Source organism: Novosphingopyxis sp. YJ-S2-01, assembly GCF_016093175.1.
Classification (GTDB): Bacteria; Pseudomonadota; Alphaproteobacteria; order Sphingomonadales; family Sphingomonadaceae; genus Novosphingopyxis; species Novosphingopyxis iocasae.
In genome coordinates this window covers 875,143-891,177 of record NZ_JAEDAI010000001.1, presented here as the reverse complement: position 1 = coordinate 891,177, position 16,035 = coordinate 875,143, and the positions used below count along the sequence as shown (strand labels likewise).

Annotated in this window: 23 protein-coding genes and 2 pseudogenes; 15 read left to right on the top strand and 10 right to left on the bottom strand. The window is 60.2% G+C overall.

Annotated elements, in window-relative coordinates:
- Positions 1 to 11 precede the first annotated feature (11 nt).
- On the top strand, positions 12 to 1,385 hold the full coding sequence (locus I6A82_RS04310; RefSeq protein WP_198093877.1) for a hypothetical protein: 1,374 nt from the start codon (positions 12 to 14) through the stop codon (positions 1,383 to 1,385).
- A gap of 85 nt (positions 1,386 to 1,470) precedes the next feature.
- Here the strand turns inward: I6A82_RS04310 and I6A82_RS04305 are convergent, their stop codons facing one another.
- From I6A82_RS04305 to I6A82_RS14725, 4 genes and pseudogenes are all read right to left on the bottom strand, one after another.
- Positions 1,471 to 2,010: a DUF2939 domain-containing protein gene (locus I6A82_RS04305; RefSeq protein WP_198093876.1), complete on the bottom strand. Its 540-nt coding sequence runs from the start codon at positions 2,008 to 2,010 to the stop codon at positions 1,471 to 1,473.
- Positions 2,011 to 2,036: 26 nt separating this feature from the next.
- Complete coding sequence (locus I6A82_RS04300; protein ID WP_198093875.1) at positions 2,037 to 2,429, bottom strand: hypothetical protein; 393 nt, start codon at positions 2,427 to 2,429, stop codon at positions 2,037 to 2,039.
- Positions 2,430 to 2,440: 11 nt separating this feature from the next.
- On the bottom strand, positions 2,441 to 2,923 hold the full coding sequence (locus I6A82_RS04295; RefSeq protein ID WP_232343276.1) for a S24 family peptidase: 483 nt from the start codon (positions 2,921 to 2,923) through the stop codon (positions 2,441 to 2,443).
- A gap of 9 nt (positions 2,924 to 2,932) precedes the next feature.
- Positions 2,933 to 3,103: pseudogene (locus I6A82_RS14725) on the bottom strand (helix-turn-helix transcriptional regulator); the annotation flags it as partial.
- A 90-nt stretch (positions 3,104 to 3,193) separates the two neighbouring features.
- Here I6A82_RS14725 and I6A82_RS14720 point away from each other — a divergent pair.
- Complete coding sequence (locus I6A82_RS14720) at positions 3,194 to 3,571, top strand: YdaS family helix-turn-helix protein (protein ID WP_198093873.1); 378 nt, start codon at positions 3,194 to 3,196, stop codon at positions 3,569 to 3,571.
- Here I6A82_RS14720 and I6A82_RS04285 read toward each other — a convergent pair.
- Entirely contained in the window at positions 3,480 to 3,902 is a 423-nt protein-coding gene (locus tag I6A82_RS04285) for a hypothetical protein (RefSeq protein ID WP_198095656.1), read from the bottom strand. The genes I6A82_RS14720 and I6A82_RS04285 overlap by 92 nt on opposite strands.
- 136 nt (positions 3,903 to 4,038) lie before the next feature.
- On the opposite strand from I6A82_RS04285, the gene I6A82_RS14680 reads away from it, so the two are divergent.
- From I6A82_RS14680 to I6A82_RS04255, 6 genes and pseudogenes are all read left to right on the top strand, one after another.
- Positions 4,039 to 4,383, top strand: a complete 345-nt coding sequence (locus tag I6A82_RS14680) for an ogr/Delta-like zinc finger family protein (RefSeq protein WP_198093872.1) — start codon at positions 4,039 to 4,041, stop codon at positions 4,381 to 4,383.
- A gap of 102 nt (positions 4,384 to 4,485) precedes the next feature.
- A complete protein-coding gene (locus tag I6A82_RS04275; protein ID WP_198093871.1) occupies positions 4,486 to 4,794 on the top strand; it encodes a helix-turn-helix domain-containing protein in 309 nt (102 codons plus the stop codon).
- A gap of 190 nt (positions 4,795 to 4,984) precedes the next feature.
- The gene (locus tag I6A82_RS04270) at positions 4,985 to 5,158 is read left to right on the top strand and encodes a hypothetical protein (RefSeq protein ID WP_198093870.1); all 174 of its coding nucleotides are present in this window, start codon (positions 4,985 to 4,987) and stop codon (positions 5,156 to 5,158) included.
- 168 nt (positions 5,159 to 5,326) lie between these two features.
- Positions 5,327 to 5,611 (top strand): annotated as a pseudogene (locus I6A82_RS04265) (DUF2312 domain-containing protein).
- The gene (locus I6A82_RS04260) at positions 5,611 to 6,219 is read left to right on the top strand and encodes an MT-A70 family methyltransferase (RefSeq protein ID WP_198093869.1); all 609 of its coding nucleotides are present in this window, start codon (positions 5,611 to 5,613) and stop codon (positions 6,217 to 6,219) included. Before I6A82_RS04265 ends, I6A82_RS04260 begins: the two are co-directional and overlap by 1 nt.
- Complete coding sequence (locus I6A82_RS04255; RefSeq protein ID WP_232343272.1) at positions 6,216 to 6,416, top strand: helix-turn-helix transcriptional regulator; 201 nt, start codon at positions 6,216 to 6,218, stop codon at positions 6,414 to 6,416. The genes I6A82_RS04260 and I6A82_RS04255 overlap by 4 nt, the downstream gene beginning before the upstream one ends.
- Positions 6,417 to 6,821: 405 nt before the next feature.
- Here I6A82_RS04255 and I6A82_RS04250 read toward each other — a convergent pair whose 3' ends face one another.
- The gene (locus I6A82_RS04250; RefSeq protein WP_198093867.1) at positions 6,822 to 8,300 is read right to left on the bottom strand and encodes a S41 family peptidase; all 1,479 of its coding nucleotides are present in this window, start codon (positions 8,298 to 8,300) and stop codon (positions 6,822 to 6,824) included.
- Positions 8,301 to 8,510: 210 nt separating this feature from the next.
- Here I6A82_RS04250 and I6A82_RS04245 point away from each other — a divergent pair, with 210 nt between their 5' ends.
- A complete protein-coding gene (locus tag I6A82_RS04245; RefSeq protein ID WP_198093866.1) occupies positions 8,511 to 9,650 on the top strand; it encodes a beta-ketoacyl-ACP synthase III in 1,140 nt (379 codons plus the stop codon).
- A 9-nt stretch (positions 9,651 to 9,659) separates the two neighbouring features.
- Here the strand turns inward: I6A82_RS04245 and I6A82_RS04240 are convergent, their stop codons facing one another.
- The 3 genes from I6A82_RS04240 to I6A82_RS14525 form a co-directional block, all read right to left on the bottom strand.
- Positions 9,660 to 9,842 (bottom strand): hypothetical protein, encoded by a 183-nt coding sequence (locus tag I6A82_RS04240; RefSeq protein WP_187337198.1) that lies wholly within the window; start codon positions 9,840 to 9,842, stop codon positions 9,660 to 9,662.
- Between the two features lie 148 nt (positions 9,843 to 9,990).
- Positions 9,991 to 10,323, bottom strand: coding sequence for a PilZ domain-containing protein (locus I6A82_RS04235; protein WP_198093865.1), 333 nt, complete (start codon positions 10,321 to 10,323; stop codon positions 9,991 to 9,993).
- A gap of 81 nt (positions 10,324 to 10,404) precedes the next feature.
- Positions 10,405 to 10,584 carry a PspC domain-containing protein gene (locus I6A82_RS14525; protein WP_332310929.1) on the bottom strand — a complete coding sequence of 60 codons (180 nt, stop codon included), beginning with the start codon at positions 10,582 to 10,584 and terminating at the stop codon, positions 10,405 to 10,407.
- A 443-nt stretch (positions 10,585 to 11,027) separates the two neighbouring features.
- Between I6A82_RS14525 and recF the strand changes: the two genes are divergently transcribed.
- Together recF and I6A82_RS04220 are read left to right on the top strand one after the other, a co-directional pair.
- On the top strand, positions 11,028 to 12,080 hold the full coding sequence (recF, locus tag I6A82_RS04225; RefSeq protein WP_198093863.1) for a DNA replication/repair protein RecF: 1,053 nt from the start codon (positions 11,028 to 11,030) through the stop codon (positions 12,078 to 12,080).
- Positions 12,081 to 12,173: 93 nt separating this feature from the next.
- Positions 12,174 to 12,794: a CHAP domain-containing protein gene (locus tag I6A82_RS04220; protein WP_198093862.1), complete on the top strand. Its 621-nt coding sequence runs from the start codon at positions 12,174 to 12,176 to the stop codon at positions 12,792 to 12,794.
- A 6-nt stretch (positions 12,795 to 12,800) separates the two neighbouring features.
- On the opposite strand, the gene I6A82_RS04215 is transcribed toward I6A82_RS04220, so the two are convergent.
- Positions 12,801 to 13,124 (bottom strand): DUF3297 family protein, encoded by a 324-nt coding sequence (locus tag I6A82_RS04215; RefSeq protein WP_232343270.1) that lies wholly within the window; start codon positions 13,122 to 13,124, stop codon positions 12,801 to 12,803.
- 278 nt (positions 13,125 to 13,402) lie between these two features.
- On the opposite strand from I6A82_RS04215, the gene rpmF reads away from it, so the two are divergent.
- The 4 genes from rpmF (at position 13,403) to I6A82_RS04195 (ending at position 15,982) form a co-directional block, all read left to right on the top strand.
- Positions 13,403 to 13,582: a 50S ribosomal protein L32 gene (gene rpmF / locus I6A82_RS04210; RefSeq protein WP_187335169.1), complete on the top strand. Its 180-nt coding sequence runs from the start codon at positions 13,403 to 13,405 to the stop codon at positions 13,580 to 13,582.
- Between the two features lie 33 nt (positions 13,583 to 13,615).
- Positions 13,616 to 14,659 (top strand): phosphate acyltransferase PlsX, encoded by a 1,044-nt coding sequence (gene plsX / locus I6A82_RS04205; RefSeq protein WP_198093861.1) that lies wholly within the window; start codon positions 13,616 to 13,618, stop codon positions 14,657 to 14,659.
- Positions 14,656 to 15,618 (top strand): beta-ketoacyl-ACP synthase III, encoded by a 963-nt coding sequence (locus tag I6A82_RS04200; RefSeq protein ID WP_198093860.1) that lies wholly within the window; start codon positions 14,656 to 14,658, stop codon positions 15,616 to 15,618. Before plsX ends, I6A82_RS04200 begins: the two co-directional genes overlap by 4 nt.
- Before the next feature lie 64 nt (positions 15,619 to 15,682).
- Complete coding sequence (locus I6A82_RS04195) at positions 15,683 to 15,982, top strand: integration host factor subunit alpha (RefSeq protein ID WP_187335166.1); 300 nt, start codon at positions 15,683 to 15,685, stop codon at positions 15,980 to 15,982.
- Positions 15,983 to 16,035 lie beyond the last annotated feature (53 nt).

Genomic DNA, 16,035 nt, shown 5'->3' with positions numbered 1-16,035 from the left:
TCCGATCTGCAATGCGCGCACTCCTTATATTCACGAATCCATTTCCCCTAAGCGTCGCGACGCTTGCTCAAATCGGCCGCGATTTGACCGCTCAAGGATGGACAGTCGACGCTCTCAACGGATTTGCAAATCTTGCTGAGAACGGGCCAATGTATTCATCAAGAGACAGGCTGTACGAACGCGTATCGCAAAAATATTCGCGTTTCATTCGTCCTGCTATCAATGGGCAGGATTTGTCTAAGGAAATGAACCGATACCAGGTTGACATCCCGCGATTGCCAGCGTCGATGGCCGACCTTCGCAAAGCGCGGTTTCTCGGTTCGATGGTCGGCTTGGCTGCATTAAGTTCGGCGGCGAGCTATACGAAGATCGCGTCACGTGACGATACTGCCGATTATGGAAAGCCATTGCTCGATAGCTGGGTCGTCGCACACAAGGCGGCCGCAGCTGCAGATCGTCTCCGTCATCGTTATGAGCGTGTTTATCTGTTCAATGGCCGCCATGCCGAAACGAGACCATTCTGCGATATTCTAGAGCACGATAGCGAAGTGATTCGCTATGAAGCCGGGGCTGCTGAAAACAGCTATATTCATGCCAACGGCCCTTTTTTCGATCCTTATGTATTCGGTCGTAATATCATCGAGCATGAAGCGGATTTTGAAGCGGGCCGGAGCTACTTCGATGGCAATCGGGCACGAACCAAAAATTCGACAGCATTTACGTTCATCGGCGATCAGACGATCGGTTTGCTACCCGAAAACCTCTCCCGCGACGGTCTGGTCACAATGTTCACTTCATCTGAGGATGAAATATTTGCGGTACGCGACGATCCCTCGTTCGGGGAATTTCCTTCGCAATTCGATGTCGCTCTGGAGGTCGCTCGCCAGTGCCATTCTTTAAGGCGGCCTATGGCACTGCGGCTGCATCCCCATTTGGCGATAAAAAGCGATCACTGGCGTCGAGGATGGGATTTCGATCAACTGCAAAAATTTGATGTTCATATCATCGAGCCCACCCAACCCGTCGACAGTTACTCCCTTCTGGATGCATCCGAGGCGGTAATTACCTGCGGTTCGACGATTGGCATCGAAGCGGCCTATAGCGGCAAGCCCAGCCTCATGATCGGACAATACCAGGCGACAGTCCTCGGTGCCTGCCCCAGCGCGATGAGCGCCAAAGACATTGCGGATTTTCTCGCGGATCCAAAACCTCTTCCCGACTACGAGCAAAAGGCGCTCTGGTGGGCGTCCTATTTTACAGTTTCCGGAACGAAGATTCCGGGTTTGCGCGACTCGACCGATCCAGGTCGGGCAAATTTATCCGGACGATCCCTTGATCCAGCCCGACAGATTTTAAGATATCTGCGCGCCGCGAAATTTTGGTAATTATTACGGTCTTTATGTCTATGGACGCGACCGGAGAGAAGATGAAAACCGCTATTTCGATAGACTGAAGAATGAAACCTTAGAATTATTTCTCCCTGGACAACCCATCCGCCGGCAGATCCAGCGACACCAGCTTCCATCCAATACCGTCGCGCGTGAAAACTAGAGCCGCGCCGCTTTCGTCTCCTTCCGGCCTCGCCCGGAAGCGATCGAAACCGTTGCGCTCGATCGTCCAATCGACCGGCTTCGCGTTCGTAGTGCTCGCAGCAGGATCGGCTTGCCCCGCCTTCCGCTCTGCCTTGCCCTTCTCGATCATCGCGGCCATGAACTCGGGCGTGACGAGGCCATCGATCATCGGTCCGACCATTCCCATGGCAAGCGCGCCGCCCAGCGCGCCAAACCCGTCGCTTGGCTCCTCCGCTATTTTCTTGGCCATCGCCGCCGAAAGCTGCGCCTTCATGGATTCGCGAACCGCAGGGAAATCGATCCGATCCCTTAGAGCGTCGGCATCACCGTCTTCGGCGGCGTCCTTCAACTGCATCATGGCGTAGCTGGGCGACGCGAAATACCACGCACCGAATAGCACTGCGGCCAAGACCGCCGCTCCGAAAATCCACTTCTTCATATTACCCCCCCCCTTGATCTTTCAAGTTACCGCCTCAGCGGTACGTCTTCCCACGCCTCGATCCGTGCGACCGCAAGCTCACAAGGTCCTTTCCGGTTGAGGCAGTAACCACTCATCGTGCGCCCGTCGCTGGTCCAGTTTCCAATGGTCCGGATTGCCACGAGACCATCTTCGTCTTCGTATCGAACCCGGATCAGGTCTCCCGTCTGGCCTCCACGAAATTTACGTTTGCGTGGGATCGTGCCGCTCTTCATTAAAGAGTCGGGAGCGATAACCAGCGGATCTACCGTCTCCTTTTTCGTGACACGCTTGCGAAAGGCAGCGCTTCCAGCAGAGAAAAGCGTTGCAGCCGCCTTCTGCGCCCGCTCGTCCTGCGCAATCTTCGCAGCAATCAACAGCGCCTTAACTGGGAGTGCCATCGATTGTCCGTTCAATTCCGCCTGATCGTCGCCACCACGCGCCCGATCACGCTCATCTCGTCATCAACCGCGGTCTCGTCACTCACTGCCGGATTGTCGCTCATGATCTTGTAGCTGCCGTCCGGCATCGCGCGCAGGCGCTTCAGCATCAGGATGTTGCCGAACGCGATCGCCCAGATAGAATCTTGCCGGTTGATGCTTGCCTGACTGCGATCGACCAGCACAATGTCCTCGTGAAAGATCGTCGGCACCATGGAATCGCCGTCCCCGCGTGAGAAGAACAGGTGTTTCGGATCGGCCTTCGTGAACGTGCGCAGCCACTTCAGCGGAAAATGGATCGTCTCCGCCGCAACATGAGTGTCGTCGAGATAGGTGCCGCCCATGCCGTAGCTAAGATCGATCTCGTCGATCGGGACGAGCTGCAGCTGATCGGCAAGCACCTGCGCCGGCGGCGTCGGCGAACCACCGGCCACGGCGTCATCGGTCTCACCCAAGAGATAGTCTGGGGTCGTGCCAAGTTCGCGGGCAATTCGGTGTAGATGGACAGAGCCTAAAGCCTTGCCCGTTAAAAGTTTTCCGATCGTCTGCGGGCTCACTCCAACCCTACGCGCAAGCTCGGACTGGCTGATCTCGGCCGCTTTTATCCGTTCGTCGAGACGCTCCGCCAAACTCATGGTGAAGGAATACAACCAAGGTGACAGAAGAAAATCGAATTAAGGTGGTTAACTCTCAGCTCACCAGAGTTACAGATATTCACCACGGTTATGACACTTGCTCATCAATCGCTCAAGGATGCGGTCAGCAAAGCCGGATCGAACAGCGCTCTCGCTTCCGCGATCGGTTGTTCTGCTACAGCCGTATGGCAGATGGTGAACAAGGCGCAGCGTCTTTCCGTCGATTACGTCCTCACGGTTGAGAAGCTTTACGGCAGCTCTCGTCACAATCTCCGCCCGGATATCTATCCACGCGAACCACTTTTCCCCGTCGGGCACCCCCGCGCCGCCGCCTCTGGCTCCTTGGGGCACGGTGACACTGGGGGAAGCGCTTCGGTCAAAGACGCCCGTCTTCTCTCCCCCGGGACGGGAATAGCACGTGCGATCGAAGCGCCTTTTTGCAATCCGGAGAAGCCACCCGATGACTAAGTTGCGTGATCCCCTGAGCTTTGAACTGGCGCTCACTCGGATCGCAGCTCGGATCGGATGGGCCCGCGCAGCCGAGATCGTTGGCCAAGTTGAGCGCACCGTTCGGAACTGGTCCGATCCGGATACGAGCGTTCGCATCAATCTCGATGCCGCGCTCAAGCTTGACGTGGAATTTCTCGCCGCTGGTGGAGACGGCACGCCGATGTTCGATTGTTACGCCACCCGGCTGCAGGTCGATACGCGCGAAGCGCTGTGGTCGACGGATGCGCTGGCCGCCTCGGCCGCAGCTTCGGCCAAAGAAGGCGGCGAAGCGATCGCCGCCAGCATCCACGCATCCCGCCCGGGAGCGACCGAGGCGGACATCATTATTGCGGAACGCGAGCTCGAGGAATCGATCGCTGCGCAGAACGATACGTTGCGGCGTCTGCGCGCGGGCCGAACGTCACCTCGGGCGAGGGAGAAGCGAAGTGAAGAAGACCAAGAAACAGGCTGGCGGTCTGAACTGCCTCCATTGCGAAGGGCCGCTGCGCGTGCGCAGCAGCCGGTCGCTGGCACCGACCTGCCTTCAGCAGACGGTGCAATGCGTGAACCCGGAATGCGGTGCCAGCTATGGCGTGTCGATCGAGATCGCGCACGGCATCGCGCCCAGCGCCTGTCTCGATCCGGACGTCCAACTCCGCATGGCAACACCGCGCGCTCGGGTGGCGAACGACATCCATACGGCCACAGCCGCCCGCGGTCCGGGGGTGCCGCCGCGCATGGCGGCCAATGATGATTGCGCGACTGCCGAAGCGGTGACCGTCGGCGGTTAACACCGCCCACCGAAGCACTTCTCCCCATCAATCCCACCGCCCGAAAGCACCGCGCTTCCGGGAACGCCACTCCCTTGCCCGAAAAAGGAGCAACCGACGAACATGATGAGTACGCTTGAAGCGCAGACGCCCGAATGGACTGCTCTTCCCGATGCGGTAGATCCGGTCACGGCCACCATGTCCCCCGGCACCTATTTGCGGAAACGGCGCGAGGCGTCGGGTCTTTCGATGCAAGATGTGGCGCAAGCGTTGCGGCCGAAATGGAAGATCGCCGCCATCAACATGATGGTTTCGCATCTGGCCGAGCTGGAGAATGACGAAGGGCATGTCCTCGGCGTCGTGGTCCGGAACATTGCCGCCGCCTTCCCCATGGACGCGAACGTCTACAACGCGCTGGTCGAGCTGCGCTAAGGAGCCAAATTCGTCGATGAACCCCAGCTCTGCCGCGAATGTGCCTGCAGCGCGCGCGATGCCTGCGTCGACGAACATGGCCATGCCTGCAGCTGGGCCCAGGGTGACCCGGCGTTGTGCACCAGCTGCGGTCCCCCTGAAGCGATCGAGGCCGCGAACGATGCCGAAGGCCGGACGCCGGAGATCGAGCATGCGGCATGAACCGGCAAACCACTTCGTCCTCCGCCGCCCGCGCCAGAGTGATTGGGGGGCGGCGCACCCGCGCCTCGATCGCGCCGTTCGCCGCGCCTCGATCGCAATCGGCTCCGCCGCAATCCTCATCATGCACGGCCGCGCCCTCCTCACCGCCTTCGGATTGGGCTGACATGGCGCACTATCATTCGGAAAGCTGCAGCTGCGGCAATTGCCGCCCCCGCGGTCCCGCAGACCGCAAGCCGCAAGCCGTCATACGGCATTGGCTTGGTTATCTCCCTCATCTTCATGGCCGCACTGCTCGTCGCCGCCATGGTCGTGCATTGATCGGAGGCGCATCATGAGCGGCCTCGGTCACAATAGCGGCGCCAAGTCGGAAGAGGACGCTGAAGCCACCACCACGGATCAGCAGCTGCGTCTCTTTATCGAGCGCGTCGAGCGCCTCGAAGAAGAGAAAAAGGGCATCAGCGACGATATCCGCGACGTCTACTCCGAGGCCAAGAACCAAGGCTACGACGTCAAGATTATGCGCCAGATCGTGCGCCTCCGGAAGCTGTAACCGGAAGAGCGCAAGGAAATGGAGCTCCTGATCGAAACTTACAAAACCGCCTTGGGGATCGGCTGATGGTATCGTTCGCCTGTTTCGACGAAATCACTCCGCTCAGCTACTCCATGATCCTTGCTGATCCGCCTTGGTCGTTTGGGCTGCGCAGCGCGAAAGGCAAGGCGAGGTCGCCAGCCGCGCACTACAGCACGATGTCGTTTGAGGCTCTGCAGGCGCTTGACGTCGCGCGTCTGGGCCAGGGCGATTGCCTGCTCTTTATGCGGGCTTGCTGGCCATCGCGGCCGCAGGCGTTGGAAACGATGAAGGCCTGGGGCTTTCGCTATGTTACCGGCGGCAGCGGACACAAGCTCACCCGCCACGGAAAGTCCGTATTCGGCACCGGCTATGTCCTGCGCTCGGCAACCGAGCCCTTCCTGATCGGAACGCTCGGCTCGCCCGCCACCGCGCGCAACGTTCGCAACGTGATCGTCGAGGCGATCGACGGCGCCGGCATCGACGCCGAACGCCGCGAACACAGCCGCAAGCCTGACTGCCAATATGAGATCCGCGAGCGCCTCGTACCCACTGCCGCCCGCCGAATAGAACTCTTCGCCCGCACTCGCCGATGCGGCTGGGACTGTTGGGGGAACGAGACCGACAAGTTCGCAGCCGACCAGGTGGCGGCTTGAACGCCATCGCTGCCCCCGGTCGCTTCCTCAAGATGAGCGAGGTGGTTCGTGAAACATCGCTCCATCGCGCCACTATCTACCGTCGAATCGAGCGCGGCGAATTCCCCAAGGCAGTGTGTCTCGGCGGACGCCGCGTGGCTTGGCGAGAGGCCGATATCGAGCGCTGGAAGACAAATCCAGAAGCCGAACAATACTGACATCATAGGGGGCCCGGCAGGGGCCTTTTCCAGTCTAAAAGAACCAAAAATCAAGTTATCTAGGGAGCTTACCCAAAATGTCCGAATTCTCGCGGGGGATCCATCTACATCTGATGAGATCGTGACGCGTAGAGCCGTCATGGCGGCTAATTGTGGCTGGTTGTGGCCGTTAGGGCCCTCGCCGCTGATGCTTCTCAAGTTCAGCGTTCTGGCGCTGTAACTAGCGAATCTTCTGCCTTGAGCGCGCCCGGCTCGACAATTGGCCTGACCCTGTTCGCGGCGATCATCGGTGGCGAAATTTACCGCGCCTTCGACGGTAACAATGACAGCCCGCCTGTCGGCCCCTGATTTCTAATTCACATTAGAAAACAAAAGGCCGCGCTTTTGCGCGGCCTTTTTATACCGTCAGTAAAGTCCGGGCGTCTCGCGTTGCGGTGTGCTGGGCACTTGCGGCCGAAGCAGCTCCATCTGGCCCAAAGCGACCTCCTGAGAACGTCCGAGCGTGGTTGTGCCCGCGCGCGCTGTGGAAGCCGTGCTGATAGGAGTGCAGCTTCCCCTTCCGGCCAAGAAATCTAGCGCCTGCTTGGTAGAAGCTTCGCGCGGATCGCCCATCTGGAAGCTGATATCATCCGCTGCCACACATGTCGTTTTCATAACATTGGCAAGCCCGTTGTAATAATCGCCCTGCCGATTTGCATTTTCCGTCCGGAGTGCAACCACACGCAGACGGTCGTCACATTGCGGCCGATCCCGTGCGATCTGGCCGACCGGCTTGCCGTACGTATTCGTGCCGATCAGCGCTGCATTTGCGCCGAGATAGGGGATGAAGGCGTTCATCAGAAGCTCGCTTGCCGATGCCGTGCCTCCCCGACCTATGAACGCGATCTTCATCGGCGAAATCGATTGGGATTGCTGCTTGAAGTTGGTCTGCTCGTTGTTGCTCGCCAGGCTTGGACGGAACGTGGTGTACCGGAAAACGTCCGACGCGCTGCGACCACCGCCCAGAAGATTGCCGAATGCGTCCGCAATCGAGATGAGACCTCCGCCATTGTAGCGCAGATCGATCACGACTTCGGTGACGCCCTGGCTGCGAAAATTGGCAAAGGCGTTGCGCAAAGGCGCTTCGGCATTGTCGATGAATGTTCGCAGATTGACGTAGCCTACCTTACGGCCGCCATCTTCGATAATCTTTGAGCCATAGCGCGGCGAAACAGCATCCAGATTATAACTCGCCTTCGTCACCTTTACGACGGCTTCGGAACCATTTACTTTCCGAATACGGAAATAGCGGCTGACGCCCGCTTCATCGGACCCGAGCGCGTTGTTCAGCCCGTTGCCCCCCTCCGCTGCATAGATATCGGCAACATTGCGGAGGTTGGACTCGCTGGTACCAATTGCCACAATTTCCGTTCCGCGGTCGATGCCAACCGCGTAGGCCGGAGCGCTTTCGAACGCCTCCGTTACGAAAAGGCGGTTGTCGGAAGTGAGGCCGAGACGCACCCCGATGCCGGCGTTCGAGCCGCTCTGATAGTAAGCGTTCTCTTCCGCGATCGAGGTTATGTAAGTGAAATACCGATCTTTTCCTTGCGCACGTGCCGTTGCGGTCAGGTAATCAATATAGTCCTGAACCGTCGAATATCCGGCAGGACTGCGGTTTGCAGGGAGCAAGTCAGGAAACAGATAATAGGTATCCATCTCGCCTGCGACCCAGTTCTGGCGCTCGGTGACCGAACAGCCTGCCGTCGAGGTTGGCGGCGGCGGGGGGGCCGGGGCTGGGGCAGAGGGCGGGACGGTGGCAATGTTGCCGCCGGAATCGCTACCGCCTCCACCACAGGATGTCAGGACGGTAATGATACCAGCCAAGGCGCCGATCTGTTTACGCATAACAATTTCTCCCCCCGCTCTCCTGAGGTCAGGTCAATTATGAACCTGCCATCTCGTGCGCGGACCATGACTCTCCAAGGGGGCAGACCATATCGACGCGTTTCTGTGTTGACCATGAACAAAATGAGACTCTTCGCCGTGCATTATCCGCTCGCTTGCCCGGCAAGCGGTGCGACCCTAAGGTAATGGACCATGCGCAGGAGTTTTGAGATGTCCGAACGGTCGACCGCGGAGCCGGTTATTTCCGCAACGGGGCTGTTCACGCCGCCTCACAGCATTTCGAACGAAGAACTCGTCGAAAGCTACAACAGCTACGCCGAGAACTGGAATGCCGCGCATGCCGACGCGATCGCAGCGGGCGATGCGGAGCCCAAGGTTGCGAGTTCCACCGAATTCATCGAAAAGGCGAGCGGCATAAAGGCGCGCTTCGTTATGGAGAAGGACAGCGTTCTCGACCCGCAGATCATGGCACCGCGTTGGCCCGAGCGCAGCAATGAGGAGCTGTCGGTCCTGGCCGAAATCGGAGTGAACGCGGCACGGCAGGCGCTTGAGCGCGCGGGACGCGCGCCGCAGGATGTGGACGCCGTTCTGTGCGCCTGCTCCAACCTGCAACGCCCCTATCCGGCGATGGCGGTGGAGATTCAGGACGCGCTGGGAATGGGCGATGGCTTCGGGTTCGACATGAATGTCGCCTGCTCCTCGGCCACCTTCGGCATCCAGACAGCTGCGGATTATATTCGCGCCGGCCACGCCCGTTCCGTCCTGGTCGTCAGTCCCGAAATCACGTCCGGGCACCTGAATTGGAAGGACCGCGACAGTCACTTCATTTTCGGTGATGTTGCCACCGCAGTACTGGTGGAGGCGGCGGACATAGCCCCATCGCCGCACTGGCAGATTCTTGGAACGCGGCTGAAAACCGTCTTCTCGAACAATATCCGCAACAATTTCGGCTTTTTAAACCGTACTGCTCCCGAAACCCGGGACGAAGACGATAAGTTGTTCGTCCAGGAGGGCCGTAAGGTTTTCAAGGAAGTGGTGCCGATGGTAAGTGCCATAATCGCGGATCAAATGGCCGAACTCGGTCTGGAAGGTGCCGATATGCGGCGCCTCTGGCTGCACCAAGCCAACGCCAATATGAATAGGCTAATTGCGCACAAGGTTTTGGGGCATGAGGCCAGCGGCGATGAGAGCCCCACTGTGCTGGATCGCTATGCCAACACCAGCAGCGCAGGATCGATCATCGCGTTCCACGAACATTCCGATGATCTTGAAGTCGGAGATACAGGCCTGATCTGTTCATTCGGCGCCGGCTACAGCGCCGGCACCGTGTTTGTTCGCAAGGTTAGCTGAAACGGGGGTTTAGGGCTGCGTGCTGCTTGCCGGGTCCGATCCGTCCATGCTGTCCTCTAGCCCTTCTTCCAGATTCTCTTCATCACGCGGCGCATTCTTGGCTTCACCGTCATCCTTGTCGGGCTCCCCGGGGGCAACCGACATATCTTTCATGCGCTTTTCGGGGACGAGTTCGTCATCATTCTTGGCCATATCGCAAATTCCTTTCGTTCGAGAAACGGAGTGGTCCAGACGCGGTTCCGTCACCAAGGGTAGCCTCTAACCACAGCGGCAGGTGTCGCACCCCAATCGCAGCCAAAGATATACACGATAGAGAAGCGTCATCCGCGCCGAAACACGCTTAATCCTCGCCGAGGGAGGGGAACCGGCTCACGATATGATCGAACACCGCCGGGTAGAGCGGGTTATCGAAGTGGCATCCATAATAATCGCCCTTCGTCCATGCCACCTGCGCCGCCAGCGGTGCCATGCCGGGCATGGTGAGATAAACGCGCGATTCAGGATTGATGAAGGCCAGCGAATGCATCCGGAAACCCGTGACCGATAAATCGAGCACATCGATCTTGGTTTTCCCGCCGCCAGCCTCACGAATTTCGGCGGCGATGCGCACCTCTTCCCTGCGCGTGAACCTGCTGTCAGCCGATTGGGCCCGCCTCGTTTCGCGATCTTCCATTTGCCCCGCCAAGTTGGATTACTGGTCGCTTATTGGGCTCTTATAAAAGCGGTTCTACGCCTTGGCAAAAACGGGAGAAAATCAGTCAGCCACCAAGGCGATGGCGATATAGGCGAGCAGTGGAAGGCCGAAGCCGCACAGAGTGGCGAGCACGAAGCCGATACGGATCAATGTGGCGTCAACGCCTGACCATTGCGCGAGGCCGGAACACACGCCGAAAAGCATGGCATTGGATTTATCGAGGCGAAGGGTTTTCTGCACGAGGGATAACTTTCCTGGGAATGTGTTCCGCGGCTGCGAAAATTCGCCGGCCGCGGAAATCGGAGGGATTGGGGTGATTGCATCCATCTCAGGCAACCAGGCCGGTGGCGGGGCTGATGGCGGGAGCGACGCTCATGCTGATGGTGACGACAGCGCAAAGGCAAGCTGCGGTGACCGCCATGATGCGGGTGCGGAACTGTTCGGTCATTGGATAATCTCCTGTGTTTTTGATGTCAGCCCCGGCCATTCCGGGGCACACAAATACCGTTGCAGGAGCCGTGCCAAACCGCATTTTTGGCAGAAAACCGCCATTCCGTTCGAAATCGAAGATGAGCGCAAGATGAACGAAAACCAACTTTAGGCAAAATTCACCTAGTATTGGTTTTGCGCTTCATCTTCGGCACGCTTGCGTCGCCCTCGCCGCTCCCGCAGGAGCAATCGCCATGGCGATTACGCGTCTCAGCTTGACCGATTTCCGCAATCATTCGCGGCTGGAGATCGCCGCGCGCGCCGGGTTCGTCTTGCTTACCGGCCCCAATGGCGCAGGCAAAACCAATGTTCTGGAAGCGATATCGATGCTTTCGCCCGGGCGGGGTCTCCGCCGCGCGCCGCTCTCCGCCATGGCGCGCGAGGGTGGGCCGGGCAATTTTTCCGTCTTCGCCGCATTGGACCAAGCCGATCTGGGCGTAGGGACCGAACCAGGATCGCCGGACCGGAAAAAGGTGCGGATCAATGGTGCGGGCGCCAGCGCCTCCGGCCTGTCGGAGTGGCTGGCGCTGGTCTGGCTGACACCCGCAATGGACCGGCTGTTTGTCGAAGGCGCTTCCGGGCGGCGACGTTTTCTCGACCGGCTGACCTATGCGCTGGTACCCGAGCATGCTGCGGCGACGACGCGGTATGAGCGCGCAATGCGCGAGCGCAACCGGCTCCTGAATGCCGATCGCCCTGCCGATCCCAGCTGGTTCGATGCGCTGGAAGCCCAGATGGCCGAACATGGCGCCGCGATCATGCAAGCTCGCAGAGCGCTAATCTCTCAGCTTTCCGCACGGTTGACGCGGGAGCCGGAAGGGCCGTTTGCGCGCCCCCTTCTTTCGCTGGACAAAAGCAGTGATGCGGATCCGGAAGCGCTTGCCGCAGCCATGCGCGCGAGCCGCCCCGCCGACCGCGCAGCCGGACGCAGCCTCGTCGGTCCGCACCGCACCGATTTAACGATCATCCATGCCGGCAAGGGCGTTGCGGCCGAGCGCAGTTCGACCGGAGAGCAGAAGGCGATGCTCTTGGCCATCGTGTTGGCTCATGCGGACGCGGTGGCCGAAGCGCGCGGCATGCGGCCGATCCTGTTGCTCGACGAGGTTGCCGCACATCTCGACCCGGCGCGCCGCGAAGCGCTTTATGACCGCCTTGCCGCGCGTGGTGGCCAGACCTGGATGACCGGAACCGAGCCGGCCCCATTTGCCGCAATTCGGGAGACCGCAACGCACATCGAACTCGCTTAACGGTTCGCCAACCTCAAGTCCTAACCATAGGGCTTAGCACGGTGTTTCCCCGGAAGCGGCAGAACCTCGCTCCATAAGAGGGACCGAGGGGCCATGCTTAAACTAACGCGCTTACTGCTGATGCTCGTTCTGGCCTGCTGCACCGCGCCGGCAATTGCCGAAGATGATGACGGGCTGCAGTGCGTGCCCTATGCCCGCCAGGTTTCCGGCATCCAGATATACGGCGATGCCCATACATGGTGGGGACAGGCAGCTGGCCGCTACGAGCGCGGCAGCGTGCCGCAGGTAGGCGCCGTCATGGCGTTCAGGCCCCACGGCATCATGACGCTCGGCCACGTCGCCGCCGTTAGCAAAATCGTCGATTCGCGCACCGTTCTCATTCGCCACAGCAATTGGTCGACGATCAACGGAAGACGCGGCCAGATCGAGGATGACGTTGCCGTCGTCGATGTTTCGCAGGCCAATGACTGGAGCGAAGTGCGCGTCTGGTACACGCCTATCGGCGGCCTCGGCACCACCCATTATCCGCTCGCCGGTTTCATCTACAAGGGCAAGGCCCCGAAACAGCCGAAGCGGATCGAACGCCCGCTTTTCCAGGTCGCCGCGGCGGCCCCTGCGCCGCGTCGACCCAAGCCGCTGGCTCCGACACCTGCTGCCGCGCCCGCCCCGCGGGCCGATCCGATCGGAGACCTGATCAGCTCGCTGGGTAGCTGAGGACGGTCAGCCTTCCTTTTTGGCGACCGGCGGATTGTCACCCAGATCTTCGTACCAGGCTTCTACCGGTCCGGAGAGCTTGATGGTCAGCGGCTGCCCGCGCCGATCGAGCGACTTGCCGGCCTGGACGCGCACCCAGCCTTCGGAGATGCAATATTCCTCGATATTGGTGCGCTGCTCGCCCTTGAAGCGAATACCGATGCCGCGGGAGAGCTTCTCCGCATCATGAAATTTGGAACGCGGCGAGATCGCCAGATGATCCGGTGGCACGTCTGCGCCGCTGGCGGTCTCTGCCGGCATGCTGGTGTCTTCATTTGGGGTATCGGTCATGTCCATTCCTCTGATCGCTCTGGATCGCTTGATCGTTCTGGCGCGCGCCCTAGCGCCATCCTAAAGGCCCGTCACCGTTTTTGCGGCGCTATGGTTCGAAGCAATGGCGTATCGGGGCCACTGCGGCCTTGCAAAATCCGCAGCACCCGTTATGTGCGCGCTTTCGCTTCCGTGATCGGAACACCCAGTCGCCGCCCGGCGGGCCGCTTGCCAGCCGGGTGCTTCGGGCGTATCGCGTTGGCAACAGATCAAATTGTATAAAGAGAACAGGTGCCGAGATGGCCGTACCCAAGAGAAAGACGACCCCGTCCAAGCGCGGCATGCGTCGCTCGCACGATTCGCTGAAGCCGATGGCATTCCAGGAATGCCCCAATTGCGGCGAGCTGAAGCGCCCCCACCATATGTGCGGCGAGTGCAATCATTATAACGGGCGCGAAATCCTCGCGCCGGCGTTCTGATCCGCCCGACTCCGAAAGGACGGTAATGTGCCCATGAAGCCGCGTATCGCAATCGATGCGATGGGCGGTGACGAGGGCGTGCGCGTGATGATCGCGGGCGCAGCTCTGGCACGTCACCGGCATCCCGATTTCAGCTTCCTGCTGGTCGGCGACGAAACGCGAATCGAAGCCGCGCTGGAAAACCATCCCGGTCTTCGCGCGGCCTCTGAAATTCAGCATGTCGATGGCGTCGTCGGAAGTGATGAAAAGCCGACACAGGCTATTCGCAAGGCCAAGTCCACTTCCATGGGGCAGGCGATCGAGGCGGTGAAATCAGGCGCCGCGAGCGCCGCCGTCAGCTCCGGTAACACCGGCGCGTTGATGGCGATGAGCAAGATCGCGCTGCGCACCATTCCCGGCATCGATCGCCCTGCCTTGGCCGCTCTGCTGCCGACGCTGGAAGACAATGATCTGGTGATGCTGGACCTCGGCGCGAATACCGAGGCGGATGCGCGCAACCTGGTCGAGTTCGCGGTCATGGGCGCGGCCTATAGCCGCATCCTTTACGGCTATGATCGCCCGCGGGTGAAACTGCTCAATATCGGCACCGAAGACATGAAGGGCACCGAGGAGCTGCGCGATGCCGCCGCAGCGCTCAGCCGCGCGGATCATCTTCCGCTCCATTTTCAGGGCTTCACCGAAGCCGACAAGCTCAGCCGCGGCGAAGTCGATGTCGTGGTGAGCGATGGATTTTCCGGAAATGTCGCGCTGAAGGCGGTCGAGGGCGCAGCACGGTTCGTGACCGATCTGCTCCGCAGCGCCTTTTCCAGCTCGGTCCGGTCCAAGATCGGTTTTCTCATTTCGCGTCCTGCGACCGAATTGCTGCGCCACCATCTCGATCCCAACAATCACAATGGCGCGGTTTTCCTGGGCCTCAACGGCATCGTGGTGAAGAGCCATGGCAGTGCCGATGCCAAGGGCGTTGCCAACGCCGTGGCCGTCGCGGCGCGGCTGGTCGAAGATTCGCTGATCGACCGAATCGGCGAAAGCCTCTCCGATATCGCGGCCGCCATCCCGAAAAAGGGCGATGTTGCATGAACCAGCGGCGGGCCGTGATAGCGGGCACCGGCTCTGCGCTTCCGCGCACGCGAGTCTCGAATGCAGAGCTGGCGCAGCGCGTCGATACATCGGACGAATGGATTACCGAGCGGACCGGCATCAAATTCCGCCATATCGCCGAGGCGGACGAAACCACTGCCACCCTCGGTGCTGACGCCGCTCGAAAGGCGCTGGAGGCCGCGGGGATCGAAGCGAACGATATCGATCTGATCGTGCTGGCGACAGCGACGCCCGATAATACCTTCCCCGCCAGCGCTACCAAAATACAGAAATTGCTCGGTATTCGCGGCTGCGCAGCGTTCGACGTCGCGGCGGTCTGCTCCGGCTTTCTTTACGCCCTGTCGGTCGCTGAAAGCATGATTCGCGCCGGGTCGGCCAGCAAGGCTCTGGTGATCGGCTCGGAAACGTTCAGCCGTATTCTCGACTGGGAAGATCGCGGTACCTGCGTGCTGTTCGGTGACGGCGCAGGTGCAGTCGTGCTCGCCGCTGAAGAAAGCGAACGCGGCGTGCTTGCCACACGGCTTCATGCCGATGGTGAGCATGGTGAGATGCTTTATGTCGATGGCGGCCCGTCGACCACCGGCACGGTCGGCAAGCTCCGCATGAAGGGCCGGGAGGTCTTCCGTCATGCGGTCGTAAATCTTGCCGAGGTGATGACCGAAACACTGGAAGCAGCCGGTGTCGGCGCTGATCGGGTGGACTGGGTCGTCCCGCATCAGGCCAATGCACGGATCATCGATGCCACGGTCCGCAAGCTCGGATTGCCGGCCGAGAAGGTCGTCGTCACGGTGGACCAGCATGCCAACACATCTGCCGCATCAGTGCCGCTCGCGCTCGACGTCGCGGTGCGCGACGGCCGTATCCAGCGCGGCGATCTGATCGTGCTCGAGGCGATGGGCGGCGGCTTCACCTGGGGCGCGGCGGTGGTGCGCTTCTAAGTCTTTTACAGATTCGCTGCAAAGCGCTATGTTATCGCACAGAAAATCAGATGGAGACGCCGCCATGCGATCCGAAGGCACCCTGACCCGCGCCGATCTTGCAGATATATTGAACCGGCAGGTCGGTCTTTCCCGCGCCGATGCGTCGGGGATGATCGAATCGATCCTCGGCCATATTGGCGATGCGCTTCTGGGCGGTGAAAACGTCAAGATTTCCGGCTTCGGCACTTTCGTCCTGCGCGACAAGGGTGAGCGGATCGGGCGCAATCCCAAAACCGGCGTCGAAGTGCCGATCGCTCCGCGCCGCGTGCTGACGTTCCGGCCCAGCCAGCAGATGCGCAGCCGCGTGCTCGCGAATGATTAATCCGTCGGCCAACTGACGTGACCGACAAAGCCGAAGACGCGTTTCGTACCATC